Origin of the sequence: Taishania pollutisoli (assembly GCF_014518315.1) — a bacterium.
GTDB lineage: Bacteria > Bacteroidota > Bacteroidia > Flavobacteriales_D > Crocinitomicaceae > Taishania > Taishania pollutisoli.
The window spans coordinates 28,144-44,270 of record NZ_JACVEL010000016.1 but is presented as its reverse complement, the minus strand read 5'-3'; the positions used below and the strand labels follow the sequence as shown (position 1 = coordinate 44,270).

Annotated in this window: 13 protein-coding genes; 5 read left to right on the top strand and 8 right to left on the bottom strand. The window is 41.2% G+C overall.

From position 1 onward, the window contains the following. On the bottom strand, window positions 1-120 hold a 120-nt coding region (locus H9Y05_RS16615), incomplete at its 3' end, for a type IX secretion system membrane protein PorP/SprF (RefSeq protein WP_394366348.1). A 198-nt stretch (window positions 121-318) separates the two neighbouring features. On the opposite strand from H9Y05_RS16615, the gene porU reads away from it, so the two are divergent. From porU to H9Y05_RS15240, 5 genes are all read left to right on the top strand, one after another. Then, entirely contained in the window at window positions 319-4,212 is a 3,894-nt protein-coding gene (gene porU / locus H9Y05_RS15260) for a type IX secretion system sortase PorU (protein WP_216714777.1), read from the top strand. A 66-nt stretch (window positions 4,213-4,278) separates the two neighbouring features. After that, the gene (porV, locus tag H9Y05_RS15255) at window positions 4,279-5,565 is read left to right on the top strand and encodes a type IX secretion system outer membrane channel protein PorV (RefSeq protein ID WP_163492964.1); all 1,287 of its coding nucleotides are present in this window, start codon (window positions 4,279-4,281) and stop codon (window positions 5,563-5,565) included. Further along, a complete protein-coding gene (ispF, locus tag H9Y05_RS15250) occupies window positions 5,565-6,041 on the top strand; it encodes a 2-C-methyl-D-erythritol 2,4-cyclodiphosphate synthase (RefSeq protein ID WP_216714776.1) in 477 nt (158 codons plus the stop codon). The genes porV and ispF overlap by 1 nt, the downstream gene beginning before the upstream one ends. A gap of 92 nt (window positions 6,042-6,133) precedes the next feature. Beyond that, entirely contained in the window at window positions 6,134-7,267 is a 1,134-nt protein-coding gene (locus H9Y05_RS15245; protein WP_163492962.1) for a DegT/DnrJ/EryC1/StrS family aminotransferase, read from the top strand. A gap of 5 nt (window positions 7,268-7,272) precedes the next feature. Next, window positions 7,273-8,592, top strand: a complete 1,320-nt coding sequence (locus H9Y05_RS15240) for a UDP-glucose dehydrogenase family protein (protein ID WP_163492961.1) — start codon at window positions 7,273-7,275, stop codon at window positions 8,590-8,592. A gap of 65 nt (window positions 8,593-8,657) precedes the next feature. Here H9Y05_RS15240 and H9Y05_RS15235 read toward each other — a convergent pair whose 3' ends face one another. From H9Y05_RS15235 to H9Y05_RS15205, 7 genes are all read right to left on the bottom strand, one after another. Continuing rightward, window positions 8,658-9,119 (bottom strand): MarR family winged helix-turn-helix transcriptional regulator, encoded by a 462-nt coding sequence (locus H9Y05_RS15235; protein ID WP_163492960.1) that lies wholly within the window; start codon window positions 9,117-9,119, stop codon window positions 8,658-8,660. 85 nt (window positions 9,120-9,204) lie between these two features. Beyond that, window positions 9,205-9,984, bottom strand: a complete 780-nt coding sequence (locus H9Y05_RS15230; protein WP_216714775.1) for an alpha/beta fold hydrolase — start codon at window positions 9,982-9,984, stop codon at window positions 9,205-9,207. A gap of 20 nt (window positions 9,985-10,004) precedes the next feature. Next, window positions 10,005-10,412, bottom strand: coding sequence for an acyl-CoA thioesterase (locus H9Y05_RS15225; protein ID WP_235992232.1), 408 nt, complete (start codon window positions 10,410-10,412; stop codon window positions 10,005-10,007). An 18-nt stretch (window positions 10,413-10,430) separates the two neighbouring features. Continuing rightward, entirely contained in the window at window positions 10,431-12,308 is a 1,878-nt protein-coding gene (locus H9Y05_RS15220) for a polysaccharide biosynthesis protein (protein WP_216714774.1), read from the bottom strand. A gap of 87 nt (window positions 12,309-12,395) precedes the next feature. Continuing rightward, window positions 12,396-12,620 carry a hypothetical protein gene (locus H9Y05_RS15215; protein WP_163492956.1) on the bottom strand — a complete coding sequence of 75 codons (225 nt, stop codon included), beginning with the start codon at window positions 12,618-12,620 and terminating at the stop codon, window positions 12,396-12,398. A gap of 38 nt (window positions 12,621-12,658) precedes the next feature. Continuing rightward, window positions 12,659-14,719 carry an OmpA family protein gene (locus H9Y05_RS15210; protein ID WP_216714773.1) on the bottom strand — a complete coding sequence of 687 codons (2,061 nt, stop codon included), beginning with the start codon at window positions 14,717-14,719 and terminating at the stop codon, window positions 12,659-12,661. A 230-nt stretch (window positions 14,720-14,949) separates the two neighbouring features. Next, window positions 14,950-16,125 (bottom strand): ABC transporter permease, encoded by a 1,176-nt coding sequence (locus H9Y05_RS15205; RefSeq protein ID WP_163492954.1) that lies wholly within the window; start codon window positions 16,123-16,125, stop codon window positions 14,950-14,952. Window positions 16,126-16,127 lie beyond the last annotated feature (2 nt).

Genomic DNA, 16,127 nt, shown 5'->3' with positions numbered 1-16,127 from the left:
ACAACCGTTAGAACCTGCAAAAGCAGGATTCAGATAGATCGGGTTTGAATAAAATTGCGTAAACGACGGATCCTGAGCGTTTGAGCAAAATGCAGTCAAACACAGGAATCCCGTAGTCATTAATCGCTTCAATCCTTTCATTTAATAAGAATTAGATCATACCTTCACGTGATGAAGCCTCCACCCCACCGTCCCTTTTTAACGTAAATTCAAATAAAAGGTTACAAATATTATAATTTGCTTATAATAATCAAAGAATTATTGCGTTTTTTTATCAGTTACATTTAAAGGTTTTCTGATATTTGCACTATGAAAAATATGATTAGGACTAACAAATTACTCTTTTTATATACTTTGCTGTTTTGTCTTTTATCTTTTTTTCTGTCCTTTGATATTTACGGACAGGAGATCAGAACATTTACAATTGAGTGGTCAAACCCGGAGGCATTTGATATCAACGGCACATCCACATACATCCCCAATTTTAAAGGACAGGCGCATTCCAATGGGAAAATTGCGTTTCAATATATGGAGGAAGTTACTCCAAAAACAAATGCGTCTTTTGAACTGATAGAGGTTCAGACGGCACCTGCCAATGAAAAGGAGATAAAGTACCTGCAGCTGACCAATACAGAAATATTAGAAACGGTTGAATGGAAAGGCGCTATAACGAATGGAGGGAACAAACGCCTGTTGGTTCTTTCATTGATTCCTTTCATAAAAAAGGGAGGTACCATTCATCGCATCACCTCATTTTCTGTCCGGCAAAACAAACTCCCTTACGTACAAAATTACCAGGCAAAATCCTTTGCGACCGAATCGGTGCTCCGTCCGGGAACAGGAAACTGGTATAAAATTGCCGTCACACAGGACGGAATCTACAAAATAGACCGGAATTTTCTTTCTTCCATCGGAGTAGATGTCAACAATCTGAATCCGCAACATCTGCATATATATGGAAACGGAGACGGAAGAATCCCGGACCTCAACAGTGCTCCCCGTACAGACGACCTGGCAATGAATGCTATTTTTATACAGGGTGAAGCCGACGGGACTTTTGATAATGATGATTACATTTTATTTTATGCTGCCGGTCCTCACCGATGGGATCTATCTCCTTCAGGAACTTCCTTTGTCAATGAACGGAATATTTATTCGGATCAATCCTGTTATTTTATTAATATCAATCCGAATGTTGCTCCTGTACGGATCCAGGATTTCAATTCTACAACCCTTCCGGCTACTCACTCCATTAACAGCTATTCGTTCAGAGCAGTACACGAAAACGACATCGTTAACCTGAATAAATGCGGACAACGATGGTATGGAGAAGTCTTTGATGTCGAATTATCCCGGTCATTCAACTTCCCCGTTTCAAATCCTGTTCCAAACGCTCCGTCCAGCCTGATCATTTCCATGGCTTCCGACAGCAGAACAACTTCCAACGGAACAATTAATTATGTAGTAAACGGAACAACTCTTTTATCAGACCCTGTTCCCAGCAATGGAAGTGGGTACTACGGGCGTTCAACCAGAAGTATGAACTTCAACAATTCAAATGCTACGGTAGCAGTCAATATTGTTTTTCAACGCAACAATCCAAGCATCAGTGCATACCTGGATAAAATAGAACTGAATACACGCCGCCAACTTGTATTTACAGGAAGTCAGTTTTCATTTCGCGACCTGGAATCAACCGGAGCGGGAAATATTGGTGAGTTTTCAATACAGAATTTTCCGGTCAACGGGTTTGTCTGGGACGTATCCGACAGACACTTGCCGCGAAAAATGATCGGACAACTGACCGGGGGCGGATATGTGTTTCGGACAGCAACAGACAATCTGAAAGAGTTTGTTGCCAGCAATGGGAACTCCTTCCTCACTCCGACATTTGCCGGGACAGTAAATCCTCAAAACCTGCATGCGTTAAGCCAGGTCGATTACCTGATCATTTCACCTTCCGGATTCTTGTCTCAGGCCAACCGACTTGCTGATCTGCACCGTCAACAGGGGCTGTCTGTTCACGTAGTGAATGTAGATGAAATTTACAATGAATTCAGTAGCGGAAGTATTGATGCCGCGGCAATCAGGACTTTTGTAAAAATGTTTTACGACCGTACCACATCTCCTGCTGATGCTTTAAAATACGTATGCTTATTTGGCGATGGTAGTTACGATCCGAAAAACAGAGTACAGGGGAACAATAATTTTATTCCTGCCTACCAGTTAGTCGGAAGTGCTAACAGCGAGTCATCCATTGAGAATATTGTTACAGATGATTTTTATGGCATTCTGGATGATCCTGAATCAATGGACGAAACTTCTATTGTCGATGTGGCAATCGGGCGACTGCTCATTTCCAACACTCAAATGGCTAAAGAGCAGGTCAATAAAATTGAACATTACATGAAGGGCGGTTCCAATTTTTACACAGAAAACAATGTGAACTGTGTCGACGGGATCTCTTCTTCCAGTTTTGGGGATTGGAGAACGAAATCGGTGAATGTTGCTGATATGGAAGATTATTTTATCGTCGTTGATCATGAACCTGGTTATCAATACGTAAAAACCAACCATCCGGAGATCAACACCAATAAACTCTATCTGGATGCATATCAACTGGAAGCTACTGTTGCCGGGAACAGATCTTCCGAGTTAAACGCTGCTTTGCTGAATAGTTTTTACTCCGGAAGTCTGGTGATCAACTATGTCGGGCACGGAGGTGTCGGGCAATTATCAGACGCACGTATTATCACAACCAATATCATTCAGGATCTGAGAAACTCGGATCGTTTGCCTCTTTTTGTGTCCGCAACATGTGAGTTCACACGTTTTGACAATCCGGAACTTGTGTCAGCCGGTGAATGGATGTCGATTAATCCCCTGGGGGGCGCCATTGCGCTGATGACAACAACCCGGACGATTTATTACCAAACCAATACAGCTGTTGTCGGTTCATTTAACCGAAATGTATTCAAAAGAAAGCCGGATAACAGTCCCCGAACCTTTGGCGATATCCTGCTGAACACAAAGGTTGATCTGGGAACCGCACACGACACTTATAAAATGGCCTTTGTATTGATCGGAGATCCTGCTCTTAGAATAGGAATGCCGCAACACAAAATTGTGATTGACAGTATCAATGGCGTTGCACCGGCCATGATTACTGACACAATAAAAGCACTGAGTAAAGTAAAGGTAAAAGCACACCTGGAAGACTTCAACGGAACTATCCTTTCTTCTTTTAACGGGATTGCGACACCATCACTTTATGACAAACCGAAACAATTGAATACGCTGGGACAAAAACCTGGTCCGTCACTGATCGGAGACGCCAATCCGCAACCATTTGAATTACAAAAAAATGTCATCTACAGAGGGCAGTCATCCATTACAAACGGGTATTTTTCATTTGAATTCATTGTCCCGAAGGATATTGATTATTCGTACGGAAACGGGAAGTTTAGCATGTATGCTGACAACGGAGCCATTGATGCAGTCGGGGAAGAACAACGTGTACTTGTCGGAGGAGTTAACCCTCAAGGATTGAATGATGAAACAGGTCCGGAAATCAATCTGTATCTCAACAATGAAAATTTTGTCAACGGCGGACTTACAGATGAAACTCCCTATCTGATTGCTAAAATCAAAGATGAAAACGGGATAAATACCGTTGGAAATGGTATCGGCCATGACATTACGGCTGTTATTGATGAAAAAACCAGCAATCCGATCATTCTGAATGAATATTTTAAAAATGATCTGGACACATACCAATCCGGAGAATTGAGGTATCAGTTAAACAAACTGGCACCGGGAAGGCATACACTGACGTTAAAAGTATGGGATGTGAACAATAACTCTTCACAGGAAACAGTTGAGTTTATCGTACAGGAAAAAGCAGAATTGGCACTGGACCACGTTTTGAACTATCCGAATCCCTTCACAACGAATACCGAGTTTTACTTTGAACACAATCAATGCTGTACAGAGCTGGAAACACAGATTCAGATTTTCACGGTATCGGGAAGATTGGTAAAAACCATCAATAAAACGATTTTCACACAGGGGTATCGTTCAGAAGGAATTCAGTGGGACGGAAGGGATGATTTCGGAGACGATCTGGCAAGAGGTGTTTATGTCTACCGATTAAAAGTGAGAACACCTGCCGGGGAAATTGCTGAAAAATTAGAAAAATTGGTTTTATTATAAACTTAACACAATAAAGGTTCGGTAAATACGTATATTTGCCATCTGTCAAACTTGAAAAATAGAATAATGAAGAATACATATTTAGGAGTTTTAACCGTATTTTCAGGATTAACATTCGGGGTTTCCGCTCAGAACGGAGTTACACAAAATGACCTCGATGGAAAATTAGGGTTGAATACCATTACCACTGCACTGCCTTTTATGTCTATCACACCGGATTCAAGAGCCGGAGGGATGGGAGAAGCAGGAACAGCATTGAGTGGCTCGTCTACTTCTCTTTACTGGAATACCTCTATGTTGATTTTTGCGGAAGACAAATCCGAGATCAGTATCTCTTATACCCCGTGGTTGCGTAATCTTACCAATGACATGCACTTGTCCTATGCTTCCGGTTATTACAAATTCGGACGTCATGCCGTAGGTGGTGCACTTCGTTTTTTTAGTTTGGGAGAAATCACCTATACTGACAACAATGCACAATTTATTCGTACAGATAAACCAAGTGAATTTGAATTAACGGCAGGATATGCATTCAAATTAAGTGAAAAATTGAGTGTAGGTATCAACGGAAAATTTGCTTACTCCAATCTTACCGGAGGATATGTTGTGGAAGGTGTGGATACAAAAGCAGCTATTGCAGGTGCCGCAGACGTTTCCTTTACCTACTACACACAAGATGCTAAAATAGGTAGCCTGGACGGGGATTATACATTTGCTGCCACCATCAACAACATTGGTAACAAAGTTAGTTATTCCAGCACACAAAGCAGAGATTTCATTCCGATGAATTTAAAGTTGGCCAATGCCTACAAAATGAGGTTTGACAAATACAATTCATTGACACTGGCCTTGGAATTCCAGAAACTATTGGTTCCAACTCCTGCAATCTACGGAGTGAACTCTGACGGAGACCGCGTTATGATCTCCGGACATTCAAGTGATGTGGGAGTTATTAAAGGATTAGTACAGTCATTTTATGACGCTCCCGGAACTCCGCTGGTTGACAATAACGGCGATTATATTCAGAATGCTGACGGCAGCTACCAGATTAAGAAAAATTCAAAGTTTGTAGAAGAATTATCCGAAATAAATATTGCTTTTGGAATGGAATACTGGTATAACAACTTACTGGCATTGAGAGCCGGTTATTTTTACGAAGCGCCGAACAAAGGAAACAGACAGTTCTTCAACTTTGGAGCAGGATTGAAATACAACCGTTTCGGAATTGATATTTCATACCTTGCAGCTGTCGGCGGACGTCGTTCTCCGTTGGCAAATACATTGCGTTTTACCCTTCGCTTTACATTAGGGAAAGTAGGAAACTCAAAAGCGGACGAAAACAAGCCGGAATAATGGATATTCGCATCGGTTTTGGAGTTGATGTACATCAGCTGGTTGCCGACAGAAAGTTATTCATTGGCGGGAAAGAACTTCCTTCTGATCTGGGAGCATTAGGCCATTCCGACGCAGATGTTTTACTACACGCAATCTGTGATGCATTATTGGGAGCATTGAATCTCCGTGATATCGGATTTCATTTTTCAGATACGGATCCGCAATACAAAGGAATCGACAGCAAAGTCTTGTTAGAAAGAACGTATGCATTGATCCGGGAAAAAGGATATACTATAGGAAATATGGATTGTACCGTGATTGCCGAACATCCGAAATTGAATCCGCACATTCCGGATATGCAACGTATTATTGCTTCCCTGCTCGCATGTGAAACCGATCAAATTTCCATAAAAGCGACGACGCATGAACAGGTAGATTCATTCGGTGAAAGAAGAGCAATAAAAGCATATGCAGTTTGCCTGCTGAAGAAATAAAAGTCCATTGAATTGACGACAATATTTTTTAGCCCGTGGTTTAATCCGTGGGCTAATTTGTTTATTTTTGTTTCACGTTTTAAACAACATCGATGAAGAAAATACAAATGGTGGATTTGATGACCCAATATCAGTCCATTAAACAGGAAGTAGATACGGCCATTCTTAATGTGATTGAGAATGCACAATTCATTAACGGACCGGAAGTTTCCGCATTTCAAAAAGAACTGGAAGAATACCTCAATGCAAAACATGTTATTCCTTGTGCCAACGGTACGGACGCCCTTCAAATTGCCTTAATGGCTCTCGGATTAAAACCGGGAGATGAAGTCATTACTCCTTCCTTTACTTATGTCGCAACAACCGAAGTTATCGCTTTATTGGGATTGAAACCTGTATTTGTAGAAGTTGACAAAGCTACTTTCTGCATTGATGTAACAAAAATTGAAGCAGCCATTACACCAAAAACAAAAGCGATTGTTCCTGTTCACCTGTACGGACAAGCAGCTGAAATGGATGTGATCATGGATATTGCCCGCAAACACAACCTGTTTGTCGTGGAAGACAATGCGCAAGCCATCGGATGCAATTATACCCATGCTGACGGACGCGTTTCAAAAACCGGAACCATCGGCACCATTGGATGTACGTCTTTTTTCCCGTCCAAGAACCTGGGATGCTACGGTGACGGTGGGGCATTGTACACCAATAATGATGAACTGGCGGCTCAAATCCGGATGATTGCCAATCACGGGCAAAGCAAACGTTACTATCACGATGTGGTCGGATGCAATTCCCGTCTGGACAGCATCCAGGCAGCTGTTTTGCGTATAAAATTACGTCGTCTGGATGAATACAATGCGAAAAGAAGAGCTGTTGCTGATTATTACGATCGTTTCTTTGCAAAATACGATGGGATTCAAACACCTGTACGCGACCCGAAATCAGCACACGTATTTCACCAGTATACGTTAATAGTAGAAGGAATGGACAGGGATGCACTCAATGCCTACCTGGCTGAAAAGGACATTCCGTCGATGATTTATTACCCGGTACCTGCCCATAAGCAAAAAATGTTTGCCGCATTCAACAGCGAGACCACCAATCTTCCGATCACCGACTGGTTAACAGAACGTGTTATATCCCTTCCGATTCACACGGAAATGGAAGAAGAACAATTAAAAACAATATGCAACGCAGTTGCTTCATTCATTGAAAAGCAGTAACTAACATGAAAAAAATAGCGGTAGTAGGAACCGGATATGTCGGATTGGTTACAGGTACTTGTTTTGCGGAAACGGGAAATCAAGTGATTTGTGTAGACATCGACACGAAGAAGGTAGAACGCATGCGAAATGGTGAAGTTCCCATCTATGAACCTCATCTGGATGTATTATTTGAACGCAATATAAAGGCAAACCGGCTGCGTTTCACAACGGATTTACAGGAAGGAATAAAAGATGCTGAGATTATCTTCCTGGCACTTCCTACTCCTCCGGGTGAAGACGGGTCCGCAGATTTATCTTATATTCTCGGGGTTTCTGAACAAATCGGGAAATTGATTACCGATTACAAAGTGATTGTCGACAAAAGTACCGTTCCTGTTGGTACCGCAGAAAAAGTGCACGCTACCATCGCACAGAATGCAACCTGTGACTTCGACGTTGTTTCCAACCCGGAATTTTTACGTGAAGGATTTGCTGTCGATGATTTTATGAAACCTGACCGGGTTGTAATCGGGACACAATCTGATCGTGCGAAAAAGGTGATGGGAGAACTGTACCAACCGTTTGTACGTCAGGGCAACCCGATTCTGTTTATGGATGAGAAGTCAGCGGAGTTAACCAAGTATGCCGCAAATTCTTTCCTGGCAACCAAGATTACATTTATGAATGAGATTGCTAATTTTTGCGAGTTAGTAGGAGCTGATGTAGATAAAGTACGCATTGGAATCGGTTCGGATGACCGCATCGGAAAACGGTTTTTGTTCCCCGGAATCGGGTATGGCGGTTCTTGTTTCCCGAAAGATGTGCAAGCGTTGGTAAAAAGCGGTAAAGAGGAAAATTTCGAATTCCAGATTCTCACTGCCGTAATGAAAGTAAATGAAGAACAAAAGACGGTTCTTTTCCCAAAAATGCAGAATTTCTTCCGCGGGAATTTATCCGGGAAAAAGATTGCTGTCTGGGGACTGGCATTTAAGCCGGATACAGATGACATTCGCGAAGCGCCATCTTTGTATATGATTAAGGAATTATTGAAAGCGGGAGCTTCTGTAACAGCGTATGATCCGGAAGCAATGCCCAATGTGAAACAGTTATTAGGAGAAAGCATTCAATTTGCAACGAATGAATACGAAGCGCTTCACGATGCTGATGCATTGTTGATCTGCACCGAATGGAGTGTGTTCAGAAATCCTGATTTTGATCAGGTAGGTGCAGTGATGCGTGATAAGGTGATCTTTGACGGCCGCAATCTGTTTGATATGGAGACGATGAACAAACACGGTTTTTATTACCAGTCAATCGGTAGAGGAATTAAGTCCGATAATTAATCTTTAATAAAAACAAACCCCATGATTGAACACCATGGGGTTTGTTTTTTAGTTTATTCTAATCATCATTCTTTTTCTTCAAACTCGCTCCGGATTTTATCCAGTAGATCGCTCAGCGTATTCGCTTCTTCGTCTGTCAGAGATTGGGGAAACAAGGACGTTTTTTCAAAATCAACATCAATTTGCGCCAATAGTTCCAATCCTTTTTCCGTAATACTGACATAAACTACTCTACGGTCTTCTTCGCACCGAATACGGTCAATCAATCCCTTATCAATGAGTTTATCCATCAGACGGGTTGTATTGGGCGATTTCTCAATCATTCTATCTTTAACAGTATGTACACTCAGGGCCTCTTTTGCACCTCTTAAAATGCGCAATATATTGAATTGGGGCATCGAAATATCGAACCGTGCCATGAAACTGTTCTGATAATTCGATAAGAAATTGGATGTAAACCGGACATTTACAACTGCTTTTTGCTGCGGAGATTTGAATACCGCTTTTATTTCATCATCTATTTTCACACTGCAAAAATAAATACCGTGGTAATATTTTCAAAATAATATATCCGTTTTTTTACAAAAAATCGGTTATTTGTTATTATTCTAATTAAGTATTCCGTTTCCACCATTCCGCAATCATATGTTCCGTCTGTTCAGGCACTTCCAGGTGAGGATGATGCCCGCATCTCGGAATCATGGTTTTTGTCACCTGCCCTTTTCGGATTGCTTTTTCAATCAAATCCAGTTGCAGGGAGGTGCCGTATTGATCATTGACGCCCTGCAGAGCTAAAACCGGACAGGTAACCGTTTCAATGTCTTCACAGATATTCCAGTCTCTGAATTCAGGTAAATTCCATGTATTTGCCCAGGCATAGAACAATTCTTCTGTTTTATCGCCATGGTATTTTCGCAGTCCTTCTAATTTTCCGGCTTTGTATGCCTGAACCGCCGGAGCAATTCCTTTGCGCGTAATTTCCTCAACAAGTACATGGGCAGCCATACTCACAACTGCTTTCACCCGTTTTGGAAAACGTGCGGCATACAGCAGCGCAATCGATGCTCCGTCTGAGTGCCCGATCAAAACGACCTGTTTTTCTTTTGGTAAAATGGTATCCAGTAATTCGGGGAGTTCTTCCCATGCATATTCATGCAGGTACCGGTTGGTTCGCTGCTTTCGCAATGCGGATGAATGTCCGTATCCTTCCCGCTCGTAGACAATTCCATTGAGGTGTAATGCATTGCATAATTGCTGTGGAAATCCTTTCCATTGGCCGATGGATCCCAGTGCTTCATGTAAAAAGACGAGTACACAGGAATCGTCTGTTACATGTTCTGTAAAAACAGGTGAAACAGCAAGTTTCTTGCCTGCTAATTCAACTAATTTCATGTTGTTTTATCCGAACAGCATCAATTAACACTTACTTTTCTCAATTTCTCCAGTGCGTCTTTCCATTCCTGAGAAATTTCGACAGAACTTTGTTTCGTCACATCAAAACAGACCATCACCGACTTTCCTGTTGTTGTCAATTCTCCATTGACAGTAATTTCATAGGCCAGTGTAAAGCTTTTTGTACCGATTGACTCCAGCAGGACTTCCACATGCGGCACATCATTCAACAGTACCGGTTTCAGGTAACTTACTTCATTTTTAGCGACCAATACGCCAAATTTTTTCCAGTCCCAACCAAGGCCGAGCAGTTCATTAAAATAATGCACCCGCGCATATTCAAAATAGGTTAAATAAACAGAGTTGTTAACGTGTCCCATGGTATCCAAATCAGCGAATCTGACTTGAATCTTTGCCGGTGTAATCATCTTTGTGTATGTATTTTATTATTTATCCAGTTGTTCGTATATCGAATTATTGCTTTTAAACTCCGGTACAATTTCCTTCATTTTAGCTACAATTCGTTTGTTTTCCTGTTCTTCAAACAGTCGAATTAATTCTTCAATCATCGCAATTTCCTTCTCTCCGGTTTCCTGTACTTTTGCTTTGAGAATCTTCGGATGATGGGTTGGGAGTGTTGTCTCACCGTCGCTCAGTAATTCTTCGTACAATTTTTCTCCGGGGCGCAATCCGGTAATTTTGATTTCGATGTCTTTTCCAACCTCCAGTCCGCTCAATTTGATCATTTTTTTTGCCAGGTCAATGATTTTGACTGATTCCCCCATATCAAACACAAAGATTTCTCCACCTTCTCCAATTGTACTTGCTTCCAGTACTAACTGACAGGCTTCAGGAATTGTCATAAAGTAACGTGTTATCCGATCGTCCGTCACGGTAATTGGTCCTCCCTGCTCTATTTGTTTTTTGAACAACGGAATTACCGATCCATTGGAGCCCAACACATTTCCGAACCGGGTGGTAATGAATTTTGTTTTCCCCAACCTGTTTTTATTTTGGGCATATATTTCTGCGATTCGTTTGGATGCTCCCATCACATTTGTGGGGTTGACGGCTTTATCAGTGGAAACCATCACGAATTTCTGCACCCCGAATTCCACTGCCAGATCAACCAGGTTTTTTGTTCCTTTAACGTTTGTAAGTACTGCTTCCGACGGGTTATCTTCCATTAACGGCACATGTTTGTAGGCAGCCGCATGCAGGATGTAGCTTGGCCGAAAGCAATCAAATAAACGCTTCATTCTGTCGTACTGCCGGATATCTCCGATTACAACTTCAATGGGAACGAACGGGTTCGTGCTTTTCAATTCATTCACGAAATCATACATCGGTGATTCCGCATTGTCCAGTAAAATTACTTTTTGGGGGTTGAATTTCAGAATTTGCTGTACCATTCCACTTCCAATGGATCCCGCAGCTCCTGTTACCAATACCACTTTCTCTGTCAGTTCTTCTTTTATTTTTGCTTCATCCAACCTGATCACTGAACGCCCCAGCAAGTCTTCAATTTTGATGGATTTGATCTGTTTGGTAGAAAATTCTCCGTTGATCCAACTTTTTGTTGTCGGCACTTTCCGCAGTTCCACGTTTTTCTCAAAACACAGGTTTACTACTTTTTTCTGGTGCTCTTCATCCGGTTCCTGAATAGCAAGAATAACCAGGTCAATTCCTTCTGAATCGAGTAGTTGTTCCAGTTTTGATGTGTGAAAGATTTTTAATCCTTCCAGGATGTTTCCACTGAGTTTTTTATTATCATCAATAAACGCAACGATTTTATATTCCGAAAGGGTATCTTTTTCAATGGTTCGTTTTGTCACTAACCCGGAGATTCCCGCTCCGTATATCAATACTTTTTTTTCTTCGTGTTTGTTCTTTACGGACTCCAGGTAAATCAATTTCACCGCAAAACGTACGGCAATCATCAATGTGAATGAAAACATGAATTCCAGTATCAGTACCGTGGTAGGAAACAAAAAGTAACCGTCAAAGAATCTAAACCGGATCAATCCGGCAATCAGGAATAGCAAAGAAGCCAGGAAGTTACTAAAGAACAGAATCCGGATGTCAATAGTGGATGTATGCCGGACAACGCGTTTGTGAATACGAAACAGGAAATAGGTTCCTAATTTTATAACAAAATAGAAACCGATGGATTTGGACAAAATGCTCCATTCACTCGCAATTAATTCCCGATCGGCATGCAGATCAAAACGCATCAAATAGGCCAGCGCGAGAGAGAGGACCGCGATGAACAGGTCAATCACAACAACCAGCCAACGCGGTGTATTTTTAATCGGGAATTGCATGTTTCAAATGTATATTTTTTTGTTCGTCCAAGGTGAAAAAAAATCGGGGCAATGACCCGCCCCGACTATCAATCGATCAATCAACGATCAATTACTGTCATCCAACGTACATGTTGTTACCTCTGTCGTTGTATTTTTCTCATGTGTATCGCATTCTGCCTGGTCTTTCACGATGTGCTTTATATCATCTTCGCTCCCGACATACGTACCTTCTGAATTATAAAAAACGGTTGTACATTCACATTCATAATCTTTTTTACAGGACACCATCACTAATGCTCCTACGACAATCGCTGTTAATTTTAATTTCATGTTTCTGTATATTTTCTACAAAGTTAACTGATTTTAGGCTACAAACTTTCGATTACGAAATCTGTTCGACGATTTTTCGCTCTGTTGGCTTCCGATGTATTTTCTATTTTCGGTTGTGTTTCTCCAAATCCTTTCGCTGTCATCCGCTTCGGATCTATTCCCAGACTGGCCAGATATTCTTTCACACCTTTGGCGCGATCATCCGACAATTTCAGGTTTTTATCATCATCTCCCACGTCATCCGTGTGTCCCTGAATCGCAATGGTAATTCCCGGATTTTCCTTCAGGAAACGGGCGAACCCTTTCAGAATAAACTTCGATTTATCGGTCAGTGCTGCAGAGTTGGTTGCATATAGAATATCATTGATTGTATATGCTTCTCCTACTTTCAGTTCCTTTACATTCAGATCATTTCCTCTGATTGCAACATCTTTTGAGGCAGCTACCGCAGCAACCTCTTCTTTATCAATTAGTTTTGAATCAAATGCGTGTCCTTCCTTTTTTACCGTTACCATCACATCCTGTTTCTGGTCTGTTTTTACAATCGCAGCATACTTTCCATCGTTTCCGTTTACTTTCACACGGGTTACCTCATCGGAATTTCCGTAAGCAATTTCAATAACAGCATTCTCTACTGCTTCACCGTTCTCATCTTTCAGTTCTCCCTTCAGAATTGCAACCGGTTTCGGCCGTGCTTCTTCGTATAATTCAAACGCGTAAATGTTCCAGTTGCCTCCTGTTCGGGAAGAAAAATAAGCTAATTTCCCGTCAATTGAGACAAATACACCGATCTCATCTTCTTCTGTGTTAATCGGGAAACCTATATTTTTTGGTGTGATCCACTTTCCGTGTTCGTCTTTACGGGTATAATAAATATCTAATCCACCGACACCATCACCACGTCCGTCCGAAACAAAATAAAGTGTTTCACTATCCTGATGCAGAAACGGGCTTTTGTCTTTCCCTTTCGTGTTTAATTCCACCATCGGTTTTGCCTGCGCCCATTCTCCGTTTTCATCGCGTGTGGAATAATAAATGTCATTGTCCTGGGAACCTCTTCTGGTTGTTGTAAAATACAAGGTATTTCCATCGGCAGACAAGGAAGGTTGTCCTTCCCATCCGTCTTTTGTGTTGATTGCAGTCCCCATGTTCTTCAACTCGGACCATTTGAAGTCGTTTCCTCCTGCGCCTGTCCGTTCATAAGTGGTGATATACAAATCACAGTTTTTATACTGTTGTTCATAGACTGTCTCTGTTTTACACGCGCAGAGAATCATTTCTTTGTTATCCACAGAAAGGGTGCTTGCTCCGTAATTATCGAAGCTTCCGTCATTAAAAGGAAGTCCCAGAAAGGTTCCGTTATCAAACGGTAGTGTCATTTTTTTTCGTTGAGAATAGGTAAATTTTTCCACCCAATATGATTTCAATTCTCCTAATGCCTGTTCGTTTACTTTCCTCGTAAAAAACATCAACTCATTATCCGGAGAAATCATCGGGAAATATTCATCGTCTTTTGAACTGACATTGGGTACCATTACGGGGTTATATGGTACTGCGTTTGCTTTTTTATCTGATTCTGCTTTTAGTTCACCAACTACTTCTTTGACGTCTCCTAACTTTTTGGCGTGGTCTTCAGAATAGCGGGACGGATCATCTGATTTGAAGTTTATAAATTTGTTGAACCATTCTTTCGACAGTTCCATCTCCTGTTGCGTATAGTTGATCACTCCCAGGTTGTAAAAAACGTCGGCGTGATAGTTAGAACAGAGTTCCAATACTTCCAAAAACAATTCTTCTGCTTTTTGCAAGCTCTTGTCCCCTGCTTCCATCGCAGGATTCGGTTGTCGGTTGTAATATTCAGATGCTTTATTGAACGCGTACACACCATATTCATAATAAGGCATTGCATTCTCTGGTGCCAGTTTGATTGCTTCCAGAAATGCATCAACAGCAATCCTGGCATCAGTAGAGAGCCTTGCCTTTTCAATAATTTTCACTACTTTTTTGTCGGGCGGAAGACATGAAGTATCGTCCACCTGTGCATTTGCATGTGCGATACATCCTGCAAAAATTATTAACGTGGGTATTCTAAGCATCATTTTCTATCGATTTTATAGCGTATAACACAAATAATATACCGGAAAAAGGATAAAAAGGTTACAAAAGAAGCGGAATTATTAGTGGGAATAGGTTCCATCATTTTGTTGCCTTTGTTCTTTCGTTATGAAAGCAATATCGCCATATCGGTATATTACGATATGGCGATATGCCCATTTTTATTTCTCATTAACTCAGAGAGAAATTCTACTCTCTCAGAAAATACAATTTATTACTCCGAAACCAGACTCATTTTCTTTGATTCTTTCCGAATTCTCCATCTCACCAAAATGCAACTTATTCCAAAATAAATAATGCACTGAACAAGTAAATGAATCATAAACGGAGACACTTGACTAAGAGTCGCATTTTCCATTAACAATAACTTAAATGCACTCAAAAAAGGCGTCAGCGGTAACACATCCGCTAACCATTGGATTGGTTGTGCCATTGCGAATGTCGGCCAGGTATATCCGCCGATAATAAACCCGGGAGCAGACATCAGCATTAAAATTTGGGTTGCTTTCAATGCATTAGGAAGGAATGCACTAATCATTATCCCTAAAAATGTTGCCGACACAATAAATAATGCAGTTAGAATAATAAAATTGAGGGGACTGCCGGGAAGCGGAGCACCGTACAAAACATGAAAACCATAGAAAATAGCAATCATCGGAACAGATAAGATCCATATAGGAAGAACTTTTACCAGTACTGTTGTGATTGCTGATTTTGTTTTGGAAACAATTCCCATTCCAAATGTTTTTTGCTCAACTTCGTATGCAATACTTACCGCCATTGCCAATAAAATGACCTGTTGAAGTACAACCGTCAGCATAGCCGGCCACATGAATGTAAAATAATTTCCTGTTTCGTTGAATACCTTTACATAATTTTGTTTAAACGGTTCATAACGTGTCACAGATTGAATTCCCGGCATTCCTTTTCGTTGCAAAGCCTTGATTTCTGCTCCTGCGGAGAATGTTCCCAATGTAACCTGTATATTCTTACTGACAAAGTTTGCCGTTAGCAGATTCACCGTATTGGTATAAATCATTACTTCCGGATAGCGTGATTGGAGCATCTCCGCTTCAAAACGGTCTGGAATTACAATAACAGCAGTTGCATCCTCTCCGATCATTTGCGCCTGGATATCGTTAGATTCCGATATCGTTTTAACCACATGAATTCCTTCATTATCCTCCAGCATCTCAATAATCTGGGCACTCATCGGAGAGTTATCTTCATCGACAACAATCACAGGAAGTTCAACTGCTTTTCCCGACTTGTATACCGATGCCAGCATAACAGCATAGATGATTGGGGCAACGAAAAAGACCATCAACAAGGTGGTGTTTCCAAAGAACTGTTTAAATTCTCTTTTTAATAATTCAAAAAAACGACTCATAC

What these genes read in the sequence shown, in the direction of transcription:
- porU (WP_216714777.1), top strand. Translation starts at nt 319, where the DNA reads ATGATTAGGACTAACAAATTACTCTTTTTATATACTTTGCTGTTTTGT.
- porV (WP_163492964.1), top strand. Translation starts at nt 4,279, where the DNA reads ATGAAGAATACATATTTAGGAGTTTTAACCGTATTTTCAGGATTAACA.
- ispF (WP_216714776.1), top strand. Translation starts at nt 5,565, where the DNA reads ATGGATATTCGCATCGGTTTTGGAGTTGATGTACATCAGCTGGTTGCC.
- H9Y05_RS15245 (WP_163492962.1), top strand. Translation starts at nt 6,134, where the DNA reads ATGAAGAAAATACAAATGGTGGATTTGATGACCCAATATCAGTCCATT.
- H9Y05_RS15240 (WP_163492961.1), top strand. Translation starts at nt 7,273, where the DNA reads ATGAAAAAAATAGCGGTAGTAGGAACCGGATATGTCGGATTGGTTACA.
- H9Y05_RS15230 (WP_216714775.1), bottom strand. Translation starts at nt 9,984, where the DNA reads ATGAAATTAGTTGAATTAGCAGGCAAGAAACTTGCTGTTTCACCTGTT.
- H9Y05_RS15225 (WP_235992232.1), bottom strand. Translation starts at nt 10,412, where the DNA reads ATGATTACACCGGCAAAGATTCAAGTCAGATTCGCTGATTTGGATACC.
- H9Y05_RS15220 (WP_216714774.1), bottom strand. Translation starts at nt 12,308, where the DNA reads ATGCAATTCCCGATTAAAAATACACCGCGTTGGCTGGTTGTTGTGATT.
- H9Y05_RS15215 (WP_163492956.1), bottom strand. Translation starts at nt 12,620, where the DNA reads ATGAAATTAAAATTAACAGCGATTGTCGTAGGAGCATTAGTGATGGTG.
- H9Y05_RS15210 (WP_216714773.1), bottom strand. Translation starts at nt 14,719, where the DNA reads ATGATGCTTAGAATACCCACGTTAATAATTTTTGCAGGATGTATCGCA.
- H9Y05_RS15205 (WP_163492954.1), bottom strand. Translation starts at nt 16,125, where the DNA reads ATGAGTCGTTTTTTTGAATTATTAAAAAGAGAATTTAAACAGTTCTTT.